The sequence below is a fragment of the Massilia sp. PWRC2 genome, assembly GCF_049896725.1.
Classification (GTDB): Bacteria; Pseudomonadota; Gammaproteobacteria; order Burkholderiales; family Burkholderiaceae_D; genus JAFCUW01.
This window is the reverse complement of sequence record NZ_JAFCUW010000007.1, coordinates 117,910-131,971: the sequence shown is the minus strand read 5'-3', so window position 1 is coordinate 131,971 and position 14,062 is coordinate 117,910. Positions and strand designations below refer to the sequence as shown.

At 62.2% G+C, this 14,062-nt stretch carries 17 protein-coding genes; 10 read left to right on the top strand and 7 right to left on the bottom strand.

The window, feature by feature from the left end; translation table 11 throughout:
- Window positions 1-18: 18 nt before the first annotated feature.
- Complete coding sequence (locus tag ACP7BZ_RS14960; RefSeq protein WP_426114480.1) at window positions 19-909, bottom strand: serine hydrolase; 891 nt, start codon at window positions 907-909, stop codon at window positions 19-21.
- 269 nt (window positions 910-1,178) lie between these two features.
- The gene (locus ACP7BZ_RS14955) at window positions 1,179-2,201 is read right to left on the bottom strand and encodes a sulfate ABC transporter substrate-binding protein (protein ID WP_426114478.1); all 1,023 of its coding nucleotides are present in this window, start codon (window positions 2,199-2,201) and stop codon (window positions 1,179-1,181) included.
- Between the two features lie 210 nt (window positions 2,202-2,411).
- Between ACP7BZ_RS14955 and ACP7BZ_RS14950 the strand changes: the two genes are divergently transcribed.
- The 3 genes from ACP7BZ_RS14950 (at window position 2,412) to ACP7BZ_RS14940 (ending at window position 4,345) form a co-directional block, all read left to right on the top strand.
- Entirely contained in the window at window positions 2,412-3,017 is a 606-nt protein-coding gene (locus tag ACP7BZ_RS14950; RefSeq protein ID WP_426114476.1) for a GNAT family N-acetyltransferase, read from the top strand.
- Window positions 3,018-3,133: 116 nt separating this feature from the next.
- The gene (locus ACP7BZ_RS14945; protein ID WP_426114474.1) at window positions 3,134-3,898 is read left to right on the top strand and encodes a YcbK family protein; all 765 of its coding nucleotides are present in this window, start codon (window positions 3,134-3,136) and stop codon (window positions 3,896-3,898) included.
- A 162-nt stretch (window positions 3,899-4,060) separates the two neighbouring features.
- Window positions 4,061-4,345: a DUF378 domain-containing protein gene (locus ACP7BZ_RS14940; protein WP_426114472.1), complete on the top strand. Its 285-nt coding sequence runs from the start codon at window positions 4,061-4,063 to the stop codon at window positions 4,343-4,345.
- Window positions 4,346-4,441: 96 nt separating this feature from the next.
- Here ACP7BZ_RS14940 and ACP7BZ_RS14935 read toward each other — a convergent pair whose 3' ends face one another.
- Window positions 4,442-4,660, bottom strand: coding sequence for a DUF3460 family protein (locus ACP7BZ_RS14935; RefSeq protein WP_426114470.1), 219 nt, complete (start codon window positions 4,658-4,660; stop codon window positions 4,442-4,444).
- Between the two features lie 250 nt (window positions 4,661-4,910).
- Between ACP7BZ_RS14935 and ACP7BZ_RS14930 the strand changes: the two genes are divergently transcribed.
- From ACP7BZ_RS14930 to ACP7BZ_RS14920, 3 genes are all read left to right on the top strand, one after another.
- Window positions 4,911-5,342 (top strand): hypothetical protein, encoded by a 432-nt coding sequence (locus ACP7BZ_RS14930; RefSeq protein ID WP_426114468.1) that lies wholly within the window; start codon window positions 4,911-4,913, stop codon window positions 5,340-5,342.
- Between the two features lie 98 nt (window positions 5,343-5,440).
- A complete protein-coding gene (locus tag ACP7BZ_RS14925; protein ID WP_426114762.1) occupies window positions 5,441-6,208 on the top strand; it encodes a transporter substrate-binding domain-containing protein in 768 nt (255 codons plus the stop codon).
- A gap of 9 nt (window positions 6,209-6,217) precedes the next feature.
- A complete protein-coding gene (locus ACP7BZ_RS14920) occupies window positions 6,218-6,877 on the top strand; it encodes an amino acid ABC transporter permease (RefSeq protein ID WP_426114466.1) in 660 nt (219 codons plus the stop codon).
- A 252-nt stretch (window positions 6,878-7,129) separates the two neighbouring features.
- Here the strand turns inward: ACP7BZ_RS14920 and ACP7BZ_RS14915 are convergent, their stop codons facing one another.
- On the bottom strand, window positions 7,130-8,806 hold the full coding sequence (locus ACP7BZ_RS14915; RefSeq protein ID WP_426114464.1) for an electron transfer flavoprotein-ubiquinone oxidoreductase: 1,677 nt from the start codon (window positions 8,804-8,806) through the stop codon (window positions 7,130-7,132).
- Between the two features lie 159 nt (window positions 8,807-8,965).
- On the opposite strand from ACP7BZ_RS14915, the gene ACP7BZ_RS14910 reads away from it, so the two are divergent.
- Window positions 8,966-9,742, top strand: a complete 777-nt coding sequence (locus ACP7BZ_RS14910; protein ID WP_426114461.1) for an SDR family oxidoreductase — start codon at window positions 8,966-8,968, stop codon at window positions 9,740-9,742.
- Between the two features lie 12 nt (window positions 9,743-9,754).
- A complete protein-coding gene (locus ACP7BZ_RS14905) occupies window positions 9,755-10,183 on the top strand; it encodes an acyl-CoA thioesterase (RefSeq protein WP_426114459.1) in 429 nt (142 codons plus the stop codon).
- On the opposite strand, the gene ACP7BZ_RS14900 is transcribed toward ACP7BZ_RS14905, so the two are convergent.
- Window positions 10,180-10,749, bottom strand: coding sequence for a LuxR C-terminal-related transcriptional regulator (locus ACP7BZ_RS14900; RefSeq protein WP_426114457.1), 570 nt, complete (start codon window positions 10,747-10,749; stop codon window positions 10,180-10,182). The genes ACP7BZ_RS14905 and ACP7BZ_RS14900 overlap by 4 nt on opposite strands.
- 154 nt (window positions 10,750-10,903) lie before the next feature.
- On the opposite strand from ACP7BZ_RS14900, the gene ACP7BZ_RS14895 reads away from it, so the two are divergent.
- Both ACP7BZ_RS14895 and ACP7BZ_RS14890 read left to right on the top strand, forming a co-directional pair.
- Complete coding sequence (locus ACP7BZ_RS14895; protein ID WP_426114455.1) at window positions 10,904-11,608, top strand: CoA transferase subunit A; 705 nt, start codon at window positions 10,904-10,906, stop codon at window positions 11,606-11,608.
- Window positions 11,609-11,631: 23 nt separating this feature from the next.
- Window positions 11,632-12,282: a 3-oxoacid CoA-transferase subunit B gene (locus ACP7BZ_RS14890; protein WP_426114453.1), complete on the top strand. Its 651-nt coding sequence runs from the start codon at window positions 11,632-11,634 to the stop codon at window positions 12,280-12,282.
- Between the two features lie 84 nt (window positions 12,283-12,366).
- Here the strand turns inward: ACP7BZ_RS14890 and ACP7BZ_RS14885 are convergent, their stop codons facing one another.
- Together ACP7BZ_RS14885 and ACP7BZ_RS14880 are read right to left on the bottom strand one after the other, a co-directional pair.
- Entirely contained in the window at window positions 12,367-13,635 is a 1,269-nt protein-coding gene (locus ACP7BZ_RS14885) for a TonB family protein (RefSeq protein ID WP_426114451.1), read from the bottom strand.
- Window positions 13,632-14,009: a BlaI/MecI/CopY family transcriptional regulator gene (locus tag ACP7BZ_RS14880; RefSeq protein WP_426114760.1), complete on the bottom strand. Its 378-nt coding sequence runs from the start codon at window positions 14,007-14,009 to the stop codon at window positions 13,632-13,634. Before ACP7BZ_RS14880 ends, ACP7BZ_RS14885 begins: the two co-directional genes overlap by 4 nt.
- Window positions 14,010-14,062 lie beyond the last annotated feature (53 nt).

Below are 14,062 nucleotides of genomic sequence, written 5' to 3'. Positions count from 1 at the left end.
AGGCTTGGTTGAGCGGACTTAGTTGCCGCCGCGCGCCTTCAGCCGGCGCGCCAGGCGCGAGCGCAGCGACACCTTGACGGCGCGTGCTTCATGGCCGCGCGCGACCCGCACCGCCGGCGCAGCGTCGCCACTCATCAGACGGCGAATCGACAGGGCGTCGAACGCCCGCGTCGACGACGCTCCCGCATTGAGCAGCACCAGCGTGGCGTTCTTGCCGGCCGCCTTGATGCGCATGATCAGGCAGCGGCCCGCTTCCTGGGTGTAGCCGGTTTTCGACAGGCCGATATCCCAGCCCTTGGCGCCGACGAAACGGTTGGTGTTGTGGTACTCGACGCCGCGGCCATTGATGGTGATGATGTCCTTGGCGTCGGTGGTGATGCGGGTGATTTCCGGATAATTCGAGGCCGCCACCGCCATCTTGACCAGGTCGGCCGCGGTCGAGGTGTTATTCGGCGACAGGCCGGTCGGCTCTTCGATGGTGGTCTGGGTCATGCCCAGCGCGGCGATCTTGGCTTTGACGGCCGCCTTGAATGCGTCGGTACCGCCCGGGTAGGTGCGGCCCAGCGAGGCGGCGGCGCGGTTATCCGACGACATCAGCGCCAGTTGCAGGACGTCGCGGCGGGCAATGCTGGCGCCCACCGGCACCCGCGAGGTGCTGTGCTTGAGCATGTCGACATCGACCTTGTCGATCGAAATGGCTTCATCGAGATCCTGCTTTTTGTCGAGCACGACCATGGCCGTCATCAGCTTGGTCAGCGAGGCAATCGGCACGACGGCATTCGCATTCTTTTCGATCAATACTTTGCCGGTGTCATCTTCGACGACCAGCACCGATTGCGAACCAAACGGTCCGGCAAAGGCGCTGCTGGTCGCGATCGACAGCGCCAGGGTGGCGAACAATTTTTTCATTTAAACTTTTCTTGGCGGTATTGACTATCGGGTCCGCGCGGCAGGCGGAGATCGATAGATACTGGATTTGGGGCAACATACGGATACTTGGAAGATAGCATTCATGTTGCGCTATGTCTATGCCGCACGGGCGCAATTGTGCTGCGGCTCGCTATTAATCAGAAAAAAGGCCCAGCGCTGCGGCTGGGCCTTTTTAAAATAACCATGCTTTCTACTGTTTAGCTTGTTTTTATTGCAGCAGGGGGCGCCGCCGGCGCGTCCCCGTCATGCTATTTTTGGCTATAAATTTTGTCGAATTCGCCGCCATCATCGAAGTGTTTCTTTTGCGCTGCTTTCCAGCCGCCAAACAGTTCGTCGACCGTGAACAGGGTGATCGGCTTGTAATTGGCGGCATATTTCTTCGCCACGGCGGCCGAGCGCACGCGCATAAAGTGCTTGGCACCAATTTCCTGGCCTGCATCCGAATACAGGAAATTCAGGTAAGCAGTCGCTTGCTTGCGCACGTTGCGGCGGTCGACCACCTTGTCGACCACGGCGACGGGCGATTCGGCCAGGATCGAGGTGGCCGGATAGACCACTTCGAAATTGTCGCCGAACTCGGCGCGCACCAGTTGCACCTCGTTTTCAAACGTCACCAGAGCGTCGCCGATCTGGCGCTGGGTGAAGGTGGTGGTGGCTACGCGACCGCCGCCGTCGAGCACCGGCACGTTCTTGAAAATGCGCCCGGTCAGCTCGCGCGCCTGCGCTTCGGTGCCGCCTTTTTTCAGCACCGAGCCCCAGGCTGCCAGGTAGGTGTAGCGGCCATTGCCGGCGGTTTTAGGATTCGGAATGACCACCTTGACGTCGGCCCGGGCCAGGTCGTCCCAGCTGGCGATCTTTTTCGGATTGCCTTTGCGCACCAGGAACACCATGGTCGAATAATACGGCGCTGCATTGTTGGGAAATTTCTTGGCCCAGTCGGCGACCACCAGGCCACGCTCGGCCAGCATGTCGATGTCATTTGCCTGATTCATCGTCACCACCGACGCTTCGAGGCCGTCGGCCACCGAGCGCGCCTGCTTGCTCGAGCCGCCGTGCGACTGCTTGATGACCACCGTTTCGCCGGTTTTCTGCTTGTAATCGGCGATAAAGGCGGGGTTGATGTCCTTGTACAATTCGCGGGCGACGTCATACGACACGTTGAGCAGCTCGGGGTCGGCGGCGCGGGCGGCCAGCGGCAGCGCCAGGACAAGGGGGGCCAGGGTGAACGCCAGCAGCAGGCGACGGCTGAACAGGGAACGGGGAGCGGTCATGGTGTATATGCCTCAAAAGTAACAGACTGCCATGATGGTGAAGTGTGACAAGTTTTGGAACAACATTTTCGTCATAAGCTTACTCGGGTGCGGGCGCACGCCTGAGCTGGGGGTGCGCACAGCAAGTCGTCACGCTTAAGTGTATAGTCCACGGAATGTACTGCTTGGTAGTTAGCAATAATTTTTCCTCTTGACCATTATGCATTCCTCATGAAAATCGGACTGACAACCCGCGCGGCCGTGGCCGCCGACGCCGACGCCGTTTGTACCGTGTTGCGTCTGGCGATACTGGAAACCTGCGTCGACGACCATCGCCACGAGCCTGCCATACTCGATGCCTGGCTGGGCAACAAGCACCCGGCCCAGGTGGCCGCGTGGATGGCGGTGCCGGCCAATTACATGGTGGTGGCCGAAATGGCGCTGGCCGACCAGCCGCATGTTGCTGGGGGTGACATCGGCAGCGTCGGCATCGTCGGCGTTGCCCTTATCAACCAGGCCGGCAAGCTGGCCCTGTGCCACGTCCTGCCGCAGGCGCAGCGCCACGGCGTGGGCACCGCCCTGCTGCGCGCGGCCGAGGCCAAGGCGCGCGAATGGGGGGTGGGCACCGTGCGCATCGATGGCACCCGCAACAGCCAGCAGTTCTACGCGCGCTTCGGTTACAACGACGCCGGCCGCGACAAGACTTCGTACGGTCTTGAATGCAATCTGTTGTGGAAGGAGCTCAATGCAAGTCCCGGTACCAGCCCCGGTACCAGCCCCGGCCACAACAGCGGCAGCAAGCGCTTCTGTAGTTGCAACCCGCATCCATCGCTGTAAGCGCTCACCCTGCGCGCATCGATCTCGACAATCCGTGGTGCATTTTTTTCTCCTTGACGGCGTGCGGCGCCAGCGCATCGGCTATAGTGAGCGCCTCGATTTGACAGACGTTTGATATGGCTTCGCGCAGAGATTTTCTATACCAAGGTTTGACCCTGACGGCGCTCGGTGCGCTGTCGACGCCGCTGATCGGCTGTGCCAGCGGCAGCCGCAGTGCCACTGGTGCAACTGGTGTTGCTGGTGCTGCTGGTGCTGCTGGTGCCAGCGGCACCAGCAGCGTGCACGCGCATGCCAGGGTTGCCACGCCCAGCCGTGCTGCCGGCCTGGCGCCCGCTGCTGCTGCCGCCACCGACATGGCGCCACCGCCCGACATTTTCGATGCCCAGGCGCTCGATCTCGAATTCTGGTTGCGGCCGCGGACGCTGTCGGTGATCCGTCCCCAGAGTGGCGAGCGGGCGAACGTGCTGTACTGGAAAGATGGCGAAGTGATCGACGCCGCCTACCAGGAACTGTGTCACCTGATGCGCGACGTCAACGGCAAGGAAACCGCTCCCATCGACCCCAAGCTGTTTGAAACGCTGTGGGGCACCCAGGCTTTCGTGGCCCGCTACGGCATCGACCATCCGCTGGAAATCCTGTCGGGATTTCGCACCGCGCGCTCGAATGCAAAGCTCATTGAGCAGGGCGTGCCGGCGGCGCGCCAATCGCTGCACATCCGCGGCATGGCGGCCGATATCCGCATCGCCAATCTGAACGCCGAGGTGCTGGGCGGACTGGTGCGCAGTTTCCGCCAGGGTGGCGTGGGCTTTTATTACCGCGCCGGGCCGAAAGGTGGCTGGATTCACGCCGACACCGGCTTGCAGCGCACCTGGAAGGGCTAGTGCCCGCGCCGCGCGCAATGGCTGCACACGCTTTTTCGCTGTCCCGTTAAACTATTTGTGGCAAACGCTGTCCAACCGTGATGCCGGCGCCGTGGCCGGCCGCGGCGTCGCGCGTAGGGCGCCGCGTCGATCCTCTGATACAAGGAGCTTACGATGGCAACCATGAACATTCCCGCAAATGATCGCCGCCACACCCCCGAACGCCGCCAAACGCCCATCTTGGGCCGGCGCAGCACGGGTGTATCGGCACTTGACTACCTGGCCATGGCCTTGATGATTGTTGGCGGCCTCAACTGGGCGTCGGTCGGTCTGGCGGGCGTCGATATTGTCGCCAGCCTGTTCGGGGTGGCAACGCCGATCGCCCGCGTCATCTACATCCTGGTGGGGCTGGCGGCGCTGTATGGCATCTATCTTGTCATGCGCATGGCAAAGGTGAATGTCCACTAAGGCAAGCGGCGGGGGCGCTAGCGCCAGCGCCAGCGGGCCGCCGCGCTTGTCGGCGGCTCGCTGGCGCTGTGCTCACTGCGGTGTTCAGCCCTACGTTCACTTGTATGCGTAGCCCCTGACCGGCACCACGTCGGCAAGCGGCACGGCAAGATCGGCCAGTTCGACGCGCCGGTCCCACCACTGCTGCCAGCCGCGCTGTCGGGCTGCCACCACGGCGGGATTGGCCTCCATGTATTGATCGATAAACTGCTCGAAATCGGACACGTAAGGGGCGGTCCGGTACCGGAGTTTGCCGGTGCGTTTGCCAATGTTCACGCTGCCTCCTGCTATTTTGTCTGCCGTTGCGGCGGCCTTAGCATCTGCATTCGCGTCTGCATTCGTGTTTGCTTCCTCGGCTGCCTTCTCGGCTGCCTTTTTGCTTGCCTTGGCCTCTGCCACCGACCTGCGCTGCGCCGCTGCCCGTGCCTGCACGCTTGCACATGTACGCCACCAGAAAAATGCCGTACGATATGTGCGGTCAGCCCTTGATTTTTCGCATGGGCTTTAGCTTTCTTAGACCGTCACCATGCTTCCAAGTTTCATCCCCGCCAGCGAGGCCGATGCTGCGCCTGCGCCCCGTTTTCGCCCCGTCCCCTGGAGCGCGCTGGAAACGCCGCAAGATGTCGAGCTGTGGATCGACCAGCACAATGCCAGCCTGCAGGAACATATCGGTGCGCAAGAAACCGGCTACGGCGTCTGTTTCGCCCTGGCCGTCGGTGGCAATATTTATATGCAAACCAGCGGCGACGCCATTTTTCTCGATGTCGATGCCGATGCCCAGTGGGTGGCGCCCCTGTTGACGGCCGCCACCGGCGCCGAAGCGCCGGCCGGGCAACTGTGGGTATTGCCAGAAGACCGGCTGGTGCAGCTCATCCTGGGCCTGTCGACACTGATCGCCAGCACCACCTTGATCGTTGGCCACCGTTTCGGCGGCCGCCACCGCCAGATGGCAGCGTGATGACGCGCATGGCTGGCGGTGGCGGCCGCTCGAGCGCCGCTAGCGGCGCTTGCATGCCCGAATTCGACGCGCGCCGCCGCTGCCTTGTTCTGCTGACCATGCTGGGCTTCGCCGTCTCTGGCGCACTGGCGCCGCCAGCTGCCGCCGCCGATTTGCTGGCCACCGTTGGCCAGCGCGGCACCTTGCGCGTTGCGCTCGAAGGGACCTATCCGCCGTTTAATTTCAAGGATCCGAAAAGTGGTCAGTTAAGTGGCTACGACGTCGATGTCGCCCGCCTGCTCGCCGCCAAGATGGGCTTGAGGCCGGCCTTCTTTGCCACCGAATGGTCGGCCATCCTGGCCGGTCTGGGGGCGGGAAAATACGACGTCATCATCAGCCAGGTGGGCATCACGCCAGCGCGCCAGCAAGCCTTCGATTTTTCGACACCGTACACATATTCGAGTCCGCAACTGATCGTGCGCAAGGATGATACGGCCCAGTACGCCAGCCTGGAGAGCCTGAAAGGCCGCAAGCTGGGCGTGGGGCAGGGCAGTATTTTTGAACAGCAAGCCAAAGCGGTGGGTGGCATCACCATCAAAAGTTATCCGGCCGCGCCGGAAAACCTGCAGGACCTGGCCAGCGGCCGGGTTGACGCCGCCCTCAACGACAGTCTGATGGTGGCGTATCTGCTCAAGCATTCGAGTCTGCCCATCAAGGCGGGCGCGCGGGTGGGCAAGGTCGAACAGATGGGTATTCCCTTCGCCAAGGGCAATCCGCAATTCAAGGCGGCGCTCGACCAGGCGCTGGCGGCGGCCGCGGCCGATGGCAGTTTGAAGGCCATATCGATGCGCTGGTTCGGTGTCGACGTCAGCCGCGCGGCGCCCTGAGCCGGCTGCATGGACTTGATTGCCCTGTTGCGCGAGGCGGCGCCGCTGATGCTCACGGGCGCCGGCTACACGCTGCTGTTTGCGGTGGCGGCGATGGTCGGTGGACTGGTGCTCGGTTTCCCGCTGGGCTTGCTGCGGCGGTCGCCCCGTGCATGGCTGCGGCGGCCGGCGGCGCTGTACGTGAGCGTGATGCGCGGCACCCCGCTGCTGGTGCAGATTTTCGTGATTTATTATGGCCTGCCCAGCATCGGCATCGAATTCTCGCCGGTCACCGCTGGCATCCTGGCGCTGTCGCTCAATGCCGCTGCCTACTTGTCGGAGAGCTTGCGCGGGGCGATCGAGAGCATCAGCGGCGGCCAGTGGAGCGCCAGCCTGAGCCTGGGCTTAAGCCACTGGCAAACCCTGCTTCACATTATTTTGCCGCAGGCGCTGCGGGTGGCGGTGCCATCGATGAGCAACACCCTGATCAGCCTGATCAAGGACACCTCGCTGGTATCGGTGATCACCATGACGGAATTGATGCTCAGCACCCGCGAAGTGATCGCCACCACTTTCCGTCCGCTGCCCTTGTACCTCGCCGCTGCTGCCTTGTACTGGTGTATGAGTCTGGCGTTCGAAGCGTTGCAGCGGCGCCTGGAAGTGCGTTTGAATCATCCGCATCGGTCGTGAGGGCAAACAACAGGGCGTCGTGCACATAAAAATGGGACTGGCGCCTGCGCGCCAGCCGCTCTTATCGTCGGCGTCGCGGAAAATTCCGCCCCCGAGGCGCCAGCTGATCTGACTCGGGTTGTCGTCTCCCCGTCGGAATCACTGGTTCCGCCAGTGATTCTGACCTGGCCCGCCTGCGCCTCCAAGCCGCCTTGCCCTTCGCCCCTCACTTCAATCCAAACAAAAGTAGATTTTTACTTTTGTTTGACGGTTTTACATATTCGGATAATTCGGCCCGCCCCCACCCTCCGGTGTCACCCACACAATATTCTGGGTCGGATCCTTGATGTCACAGGTTTTGCAGTGCACGCAGTTTTGCGCATTGATCTGCAGCCGTTCCTTGCCCTCGGGCGTGGCGACATATTCATACACGCCAGCCGGGCAGTAACGCGCTTCTGGTCCGGCATACACGGCCAGATTCACGTTCACCGGCACGCTGTCGTTCTTGAGCGTCAAGTGGATTGGCTGGTCCTCGGCATGGTTGGTGTTCGAAATAAACACCGACGACAGGCGGTCGAAGGTCAGCTTGCCATCCGGTTTCGGATAAATGATGGGCTTGTAGTTGACGGCCGGTTTTAAACATTCATGGTCGGCGTGGCTGTGGTGCAAAGTCCATGGTGCCTTGCCGCGCAACAAGATCTGGTCGATGCCCGTCATGACGGTGCCCAGCACCAGGCCTTTCGACAGCCATGGCTTGACGTTGCGTGCGACGTGCAATTCTTCCTTCAGCCACGACTGCTCGAAGGCGGCGGGGAAGGCGGCCAGTTCGTCGTGCTGGCGCTGTTCGCCCAGTGCGCCGAAGGCGGCTTCGGCCGCCAGCATGCCGGTCTTAATGGCCGCGTGGCTACCCTTGATGCGGCTCATATTCAGAAAGCCGGCATCGCAGCCAATCAGCGCGCCACCGGGGAACACCAGCTTGGGCAGCGACTGCAGGCCGCCCGCCGTGATGGCGCGGGCGCCGTAAGAAATGCGCTTGGCGCCTTCGAAAAACGGCCGAATGGCGGGATGGGTCTTGTAGCGCTGGAATTCTTCGTAGGGCGACAGATACGGATTTTCATAGGCCAGGCCAACCACGTAGCCGACCGCCACCTGGTTGTTTTCCAGGTGATAGAGGAAGGAGCCGCCATAAGTGTCGTTGGTCAGCGGCCAGCCGGTGGTGTGGATGACCAGGCCCGGCTGGTGTTTGGCGGGATCGATTTCCCACAATTCCTTGATGCCGATGCCGTAGGATTGCGGATCCTTGCCCGCATTGAGGTCATACTTTGCCATCAGCTGCTTGCCCAGATGACCGCGCGAGCCTTCGGCAAACAGGGTGTACTTGGCGTGCAGTTCCATGCCCAGCTGAAAATCCGGGCCGGGCTGGCCGTCGCGCTTGACCCCCATATTGCCGGTGGCCACGCCCTTGACGGCGCCGTCGTCGGTGTACAGGATCTCGGCGGCAGGAAAGCCGGGAAACACTTCGACGCCCAGCGCTTCGGCCTGCTGGCCCAGCCAGCGTGTCACATTGGCCAGCGAAATCACATAGTTACCATGGTTTTCCAGGCAGGCCGGCACCATGAAGGCGGGCGTCTGGTAGGACTTGGTTTCAGTCAGAAACAGGATGCGGTCTTCGCTGACGGCGGTGTGCAGGGGGGCGCCCAGCTCTTTCCAGTTCGGCAACAGTTCGGTCAGTGCGCGCGGATCCATCACCGCGCCCGACAGGATATGGGCACCGACTTCGCCGCCTTTTTCCAACACGACGACGGAGACATCCTTGCCTTCTGCGGCCGCCAGCTGCTTGAGGCGGATCGCCGCCGACAGGCCGGCGGGGCCGCCGCCGACGACGACGACGTCGTACTCCATTGCTTCGCGCGGGCCGTACTGTTCGAGTGGATTGCTGGTCTCTGTCATGGTATTTTTTGCTCTAGAAAAATTTAAGCACGAGTGTGCGGCTTTTTGGCGCGGATTGCAACGGCGCGCCCCATTTTAAAGCCATTATTAGGGCGGCTTATCTAATCCTGATGATTTGTGTAATGATGACGTATCGTCAGGACTAGCACAGGAGCGAACGTGGGCATTGAAGTGAATTTCGAGGGAAAAATCGCGTTGATTACAGGCGCGTCGAGTGGTTTGGGAGCCCGTTTTGCCAAGGCCTTGGCCGGTGCCGGCGCCCAGGTGGTGCTGGCGTCGCGGCGCACCGACCGCCTCAAGGAATTGCGCGCCGAGATCGAAGCTGACGGCGGCGCCGCCCACGTGGTGGCGCTCGACGTCACCGACATGGCCAGTATCAAGAGCGCGATCGCCCATGCCGAGACGGAAGCGGGGCCGATCGATATCCTGGTCAACAATTCGGGCGTCTCGACCACCCAGCGGCTGGTCGACGTCAGCGAAGAAGACTACGGTTACGTGATGGACACCAATCTGCGCGGGGCGTTTTTCGTCGCCCAGCAAACCGCCAAGCGCATGATTGCGCGCGCCAAGGGTGACCCCAAGAAGCAGCACCGCATCATCAACATCGCTTCGGTGGCCGGCTTGCGCGTGTTGCCGCAGATCGGCATCTATTGCATGAGCAAGGCCGGCGTGGTGCAGATGACCAAGGCAATGGCGGTCGAATGGGGCAAGTACAACATCAACGTCAATGCCATCTGTCCCGGCTATATCTCCACCGAAATCAATGAAGATTACTTCGATACGGAGCAGGGCAAGAAGCTGATCGGCATGTTGCCGCGCAAGCGCGCCGGCAAGCCGGAAGACCTCGACGGCCTGCTGTTGTTGCTTGCTGCGGAAGAGTCGCACTTCATCAATGGCGCCATCATCACCGCCGACGATGGCATGACGGCGCAATGACGCCATGATTTCATGAGCCGCGCTGCGCCAGTCCATGTCACCCGCATGGCAATCCGCTGGGGTGACATGGACATGATGGGTCACGTCAACAACACGGTGTATTTTCGCTACCTCGAGCAGGCCCGCATCGAGTGGTTCGAGCAGATCGGCGCCACCCCCGATCCGGGCGGGCACGGTCCGGTGATCGTCAATGCCCATTGCTCGTTCATTCGCCAGCTCAAGTATCCGGGCGAGATCGAGGTGCGCACCTCGGTGGGGCCGGCGGGCCGTTCGAGTTTTCAGATGAGCCATGAAATCCGCCTGGTGGGCGGCGCGCAGCTGCACGCCGAAGGCGGCGCCAAGGTGGTGTGGGTAGATTTTCCTGCGGAAAAATCGACGCCGCTGCCGGACTGGCTGCGCAGCCTGATCGACGCTGCCCAGCCGCCAGCGGCAGGCGCTTAGCGCGACACCCCGACCAGCTTGTGCACCAGTTCGGAGGACGTCGACGCCGCGAACTTGCGCATCAGCTTGGCGCGGTGCATCTCCACCGTCCGCGGGCTCAGGTCCGTTTCGCGGGCGATCACCTTGCTGGTTTTGCCTTCGACCAGCAGGGCGGCGATTTCCCGCTCGCGCGGCGTCAGCTCGGCGGTGACGGGGCGCTTTTCACTGAGATCTTCGAACGTCCAGACGCCGGCGCCCAGTGGCTGGCGGCAGTCGAGCGCGCGGCCGCTGACATGGCACCAGAACAGTTCGCCATCGGCGCGCCGCATGATGCGTTCGTCCGAATAGCGTCCGCGCGCATTCATGATGGGCACGATGCGATCGCCCGTGCGCAGAAATTCGTCCATGGTGGGATAGAGCAGGGCGAACGACTGCCCGGCCAGCAGCGCCAGCGGATAGCTGAACATGGAAGCGAGCGCCTCGTTGGCGGACTGGATGACGCGGTCGACCGAGATGCACATGCCGACCGGCGCAAAGCGGAAGATGGTCTCGTAATCGAGCGCGTAAGTGGCGTTGAGTGGTTGCAAACGAGATAAACCCTGTAGGTTGAATTGGCCGGTAGTTCTACGGTATTGTGCTTTCGGCTGGCGTATTTTATGCTGAGACGTGGTCATAAAGCGTTCTATAAAGCGTTCTATAAAGCGTTTTGTTAGGCGCTCTCAATAATATTAAGGGGACTGTATGAACAAAGTGTATCCTGACGCCGCAGCGGCGCTGGCCGGTATCGTCAAAGATGGCCAGACGATTGCCGTCGGTGGTTTCGGTCTGTGTGGCATTCCCGAAGCGCTCATCAGAGCCTTGCGCGATTCCGGCGTCACCGGCCTGACCGCCATCTCCAACAATGCCGGCATCGACGACGCTGGTCTCGGTCTGCTGCTGCAGACGCGCCAGATCAAGAAAATGATTTCGTCCTACGTCGGCGAAAATAAAGAGTTTGCCCGCCAGTACCTGGCCGGTGAACTCGACATCGAATTTACCCCGCAGGGCACGCTGGCCGAGAAACTGCGCGCTGGCGGCGCTGGCATCCCGGCGTTTTATACCAAGACCGGGGTCGGCACCATCGTTGCCGAAGGCAAGCACGTGCGCCAGTACGGCGGCGAAGACTACATTCTCGAAGAGAGCCTGGTGTCGGACGTGTCGCTGGTCAAGGCGTGGAAGGCTGACCGCTCGGGCAACCTGGTGTTCCGTAAAACGGCGCGCAATTTTAATCCCAACGTGGCAATGGCGGGCAAGATCACCGTCGTCGAAGTGGAAGAGTTGCTGGAAATCGGCGAGATCGATCCCGACCACGTGCACCTGGCCGGCATTTTCGTGCAGCGCATCGTCGTCAACGCCCACCCGGAAAAGCGCATCGAACAGCGCACCGTGCGTCCACACCAATCATAATTGAATAAAATTCGGAGACTGACATGGCATGGACTCGTGACGAAATGGCTGCGCGCGCAGCAAAAGAATTGCAGGACGGTTTTTACGTTAACCTGGGCATCGGCTTGCCGACCCTGGTGGCCAATTACGTACCAAAAGATATCGAAGTGTATCTGCAGTCGGAAAACGGTTTACTTGGTATTGGACCCTTCCCCACTGAAGACGAAGTCGACGCCGACGTCATCAACGCCGGCAAGCAGACGGTCACCGAGCTGCCCGGTGCAGCGTACTTCAGCTCGGCCGATTCCTTCGGCATGATCCGCGGCGGCAAAATCAACCTGGCCATTCTCGGCGCCATGCAAGTGTCAGAGTTTGGCGACCTGGCCAACTGGATGATCCCGGGCAAAATGGTGAAGGGTATGGGCGGCGCCATGGACCTGGTCGCTGGCGTCAAACGGGTGGTGGTGGTGATGGAACACGTGGCCACTGCCAAGGATGGCAGCACCGCACCGAAAATCCTCAAGCAGTGCAACCTGCCAATGACGGGCGTGCGGGTGGTTGATCTGATTATCACCGACCTCGGCGTCATTGAAGTGTCCGAGCACGGTTTGAAATTGATCGAGCTGGCCCCTGGTGTCACCAAGGAAGAAGTGGTGGCGGCAACCGAAGCGCAGATCGACGTCTCGGCCGTCTGAGGCATTGTCTGAGGCATTCGTGGCGCAAAACAGGCTGGCCCGGCGTATATCCCGCCAGCCTGTTTTTCTACTAGCCGTGCTGGCTTAATCGAGCGCCCACGTATAGGTCACTTTGGCCCAGCTTGGCACGGCGATGCCTTTGGCCTGCGCCGGCTTGAAGCTGCAGCGGGCGAGGGCGGCGCGGGCCGCTTGATCGAGGGGCGCGAAACCGCTTGATACAGCGACACGCGCTGCGCGCACCTGGCCTTGCGGGTCGACCAGCAGGGCCAGCGCGACCGCGCCGGTGTTGCCGTCGCGCAGGGACTGGGCTGGCCAGACGGGTTTGGCGCAGCTGCTGAAATCAATAAGGGCGCGGATATCCGGCACCATGGCACCTGCGGCCGGCATGGCGGGCGGGCTGTTTGCCGTCAGTTGCGCGCAGCCGGCGATCAGCGCTGCGCTCAAGCCGAGCAGCGGCAATGCCCCTTGCCAGCTTGGCGCGGGCCCGGCCGGCCGCAGCAGGCGCGTGATCCGCGTCTTCAGATCGCCGCCATTGGCGCCCAGCACCAGGGGCGCAGGGGGGAACTGACACTTCTCCAGTTCGGACAGGGCCAGCGCCAGCCGCTGCCTGCCGACCTGGCTGGCGGCAAGCTCGTCGGCGATGAGTTCGCGTTCGTCGCGCATGCGGGCTGACAGCCACCAGACTGCCGGATGATAGAACAGCAGCGTCTCGACGACGTTTTGCAGCAGGTTGAACAGGTAGTCGGCGCGCTGGATATGGGCGAGCTCGTGTGCCAGCAAGGCTTCCAGCAAAGGCGCCGGCAATCCCGTGAGCAAGCTTGAGGGTAGCAGCACGACAGGACGCCACCAGCCGGCAGTGAGTGGGCTGGCGATGCCGTCGACCAGCCGCAGGCGCACGGGACCGTGTATGCCGCACTGGCGCGCCAGCCTGTCCAGGCGCGCCTGCCATTCGGCATTCACACGGGGGCTGCGCGCCGCGCGGCCGATCCACCACAATCCCAAGGCCATGCGTAGCGACAGGGCGCCAGCACAGCAAGACCAGACCAGCACCACGGTGCCGAGATTGGCGTGCAGCCAGGCCAGTGGCGCGCCTGCCAGCGCGGCGCTACCGTGATCGCGCAAGCCGGCAAGCGCAGTTGCGCCGACACCGTCGGTCGCCAGCAGGCGCAGCACCAGTGCCATAGCCGGCCATGTCAGGCAGGCAAACAGGGCGGCGCCGGCCAGCGCATAGCGGGCCTGGGGCCGGCTGCTGCGCAGCGCCAGCAGGCCGAGAGCAGCGATGGCGCCGATCAGCGCGCCCTGCCAGATAAACTGCAGCAGGGCCCAGCCCAGTTGCTCGATCAGGGCGCTCATGGCAGCTCATCCTTGAGCAGTTTTTCAATATCGTCGCGCTCTTTTTTGGAAATGCCGCTGCGCAGCGCGGCCAGCACCAGCGCCTTGGCCGAACCGGCGAACGCTTTCTGGATCAAGTCCTTGAGCAGATTGGTCTGCAAGCTCTCCTGCGCCTGGGCGGGCGCGTAGACGTGCGCGCGCTGGCTGGCATCGCGGATCAGCAGCCCTTTGCCGTGCATGATTTGCATGAGTCGCAGCACGGTGGCGTAGGTGACGTCGGGGCGTTCGGCTTGCATCGCTTCATGTACTTGCCGGGCGCTGGCGGCGCCCAGCGGCCACAGGGTTTGCAGCAGATCGAGTTCGGCGGCGGTGGGTTTGGGAATGGCGGTGTCGATGGCGTGCTCCTGTTTGAATCATGAGGGTAGCCAATCCAGACAGTTCTGTCTAG

Bases quoted from the DNA above. Each gene is read 5' to 3' on its own strand.
- ACP7BZ_RS14885 (WP_426114451.1), bottom strand. From the start codon at position 13,635: ATGAGCGCCCTGATCGAGCAACTGGGCTGGGCCCTGCTGCAGTTTATC.
- ACP7BZ_RS14920 (WP_426114466.1), top strand. From the start codon at position 6,218: ATGGACTTGATTGCCCTGTTGCGCGAGGCGGCGCCGCTGATGCTCACG.
- ACP7BZ_RS14945 (WP_426114474.1), top strand. From the start codon at position 3,134: ATGGCTTCGCGCAGAGATTTTCTATACCAAGGTTTGACCCTGACGGCG.
- ACP7BZ_RS14950 (WP_426114476.1), top strand. From the start codon at position 2,412: ATGAAAATCGGACTGACAACCCGCGCGGCCGTGGCCGCCGACGCCGAC.
- ACP7BZ_RS14955 (WP_426114478.1), bottom strand. From the start codon at position 2,201: ATGACCGCTCCCCGTTCCCTGTTCAGCCGTCGCCTGCTGCTGGCGTTC.
- ACP7BZ_RS14895 (WP_426114455.1), top strand. From the start codon at position 10,904: ATGAACAAAGTGTATCCTGACGCCGCAGCGGCGCTGGCCGGTATCGTC.
- ACP7BZ_RS14960 (WP_426114480.1), bottom strand. From the start codon at position 909: ATGAAAAAATTGTTCGCCACCCTGGCGCTGTCGATCGCGACCAGCAGC.
- ACP7BZ_RS14915 (WP_426114464.1), bottom strand. From the start codon at position 8,806: ATGACAGAGACCAGCAATCCACTCGAACAGTACGGCCCGCGCGAAGCA.
- ACP7BZ_RS14905 (WP_426114459.1), top strand. From the start codon at position 9,755: ATGAGCCGCGCTGCGCCAGTCCATGTCACCCGCATGGCAATCCGCTGG.
- ACP7BZ_RS14940 (WP_426114472.1), top strand. From the start codon at position 4,061: ATGAACATTCCCGCAAATGATCGCCGCCACACCCCCGAACGCCGCCAA.
- ACP7BZ_RS14930 (WP_426114468.1), top strand. From the start codon at position 4,911: ATGCTTCCAAGTTTCATCCCCGCCAGCGAGGCCGATGCTGCGCCTGCG.
- ACP7BZ_RS14925 (WP_426114762.1), top strand. From the start codon at position 5,441: ATGCTGGGCTTCGCCGTCTCTGGCGCACTGGCGCCGCCAGCTGCCGCC.
- ACP7BZ_RS14890 (WP_426114453.1), top strand. From the start codon at position 11,632: ATGGCATGGACTCGTGACGAAATGGCTGCGCGCGCAGCAAAAGAATTG.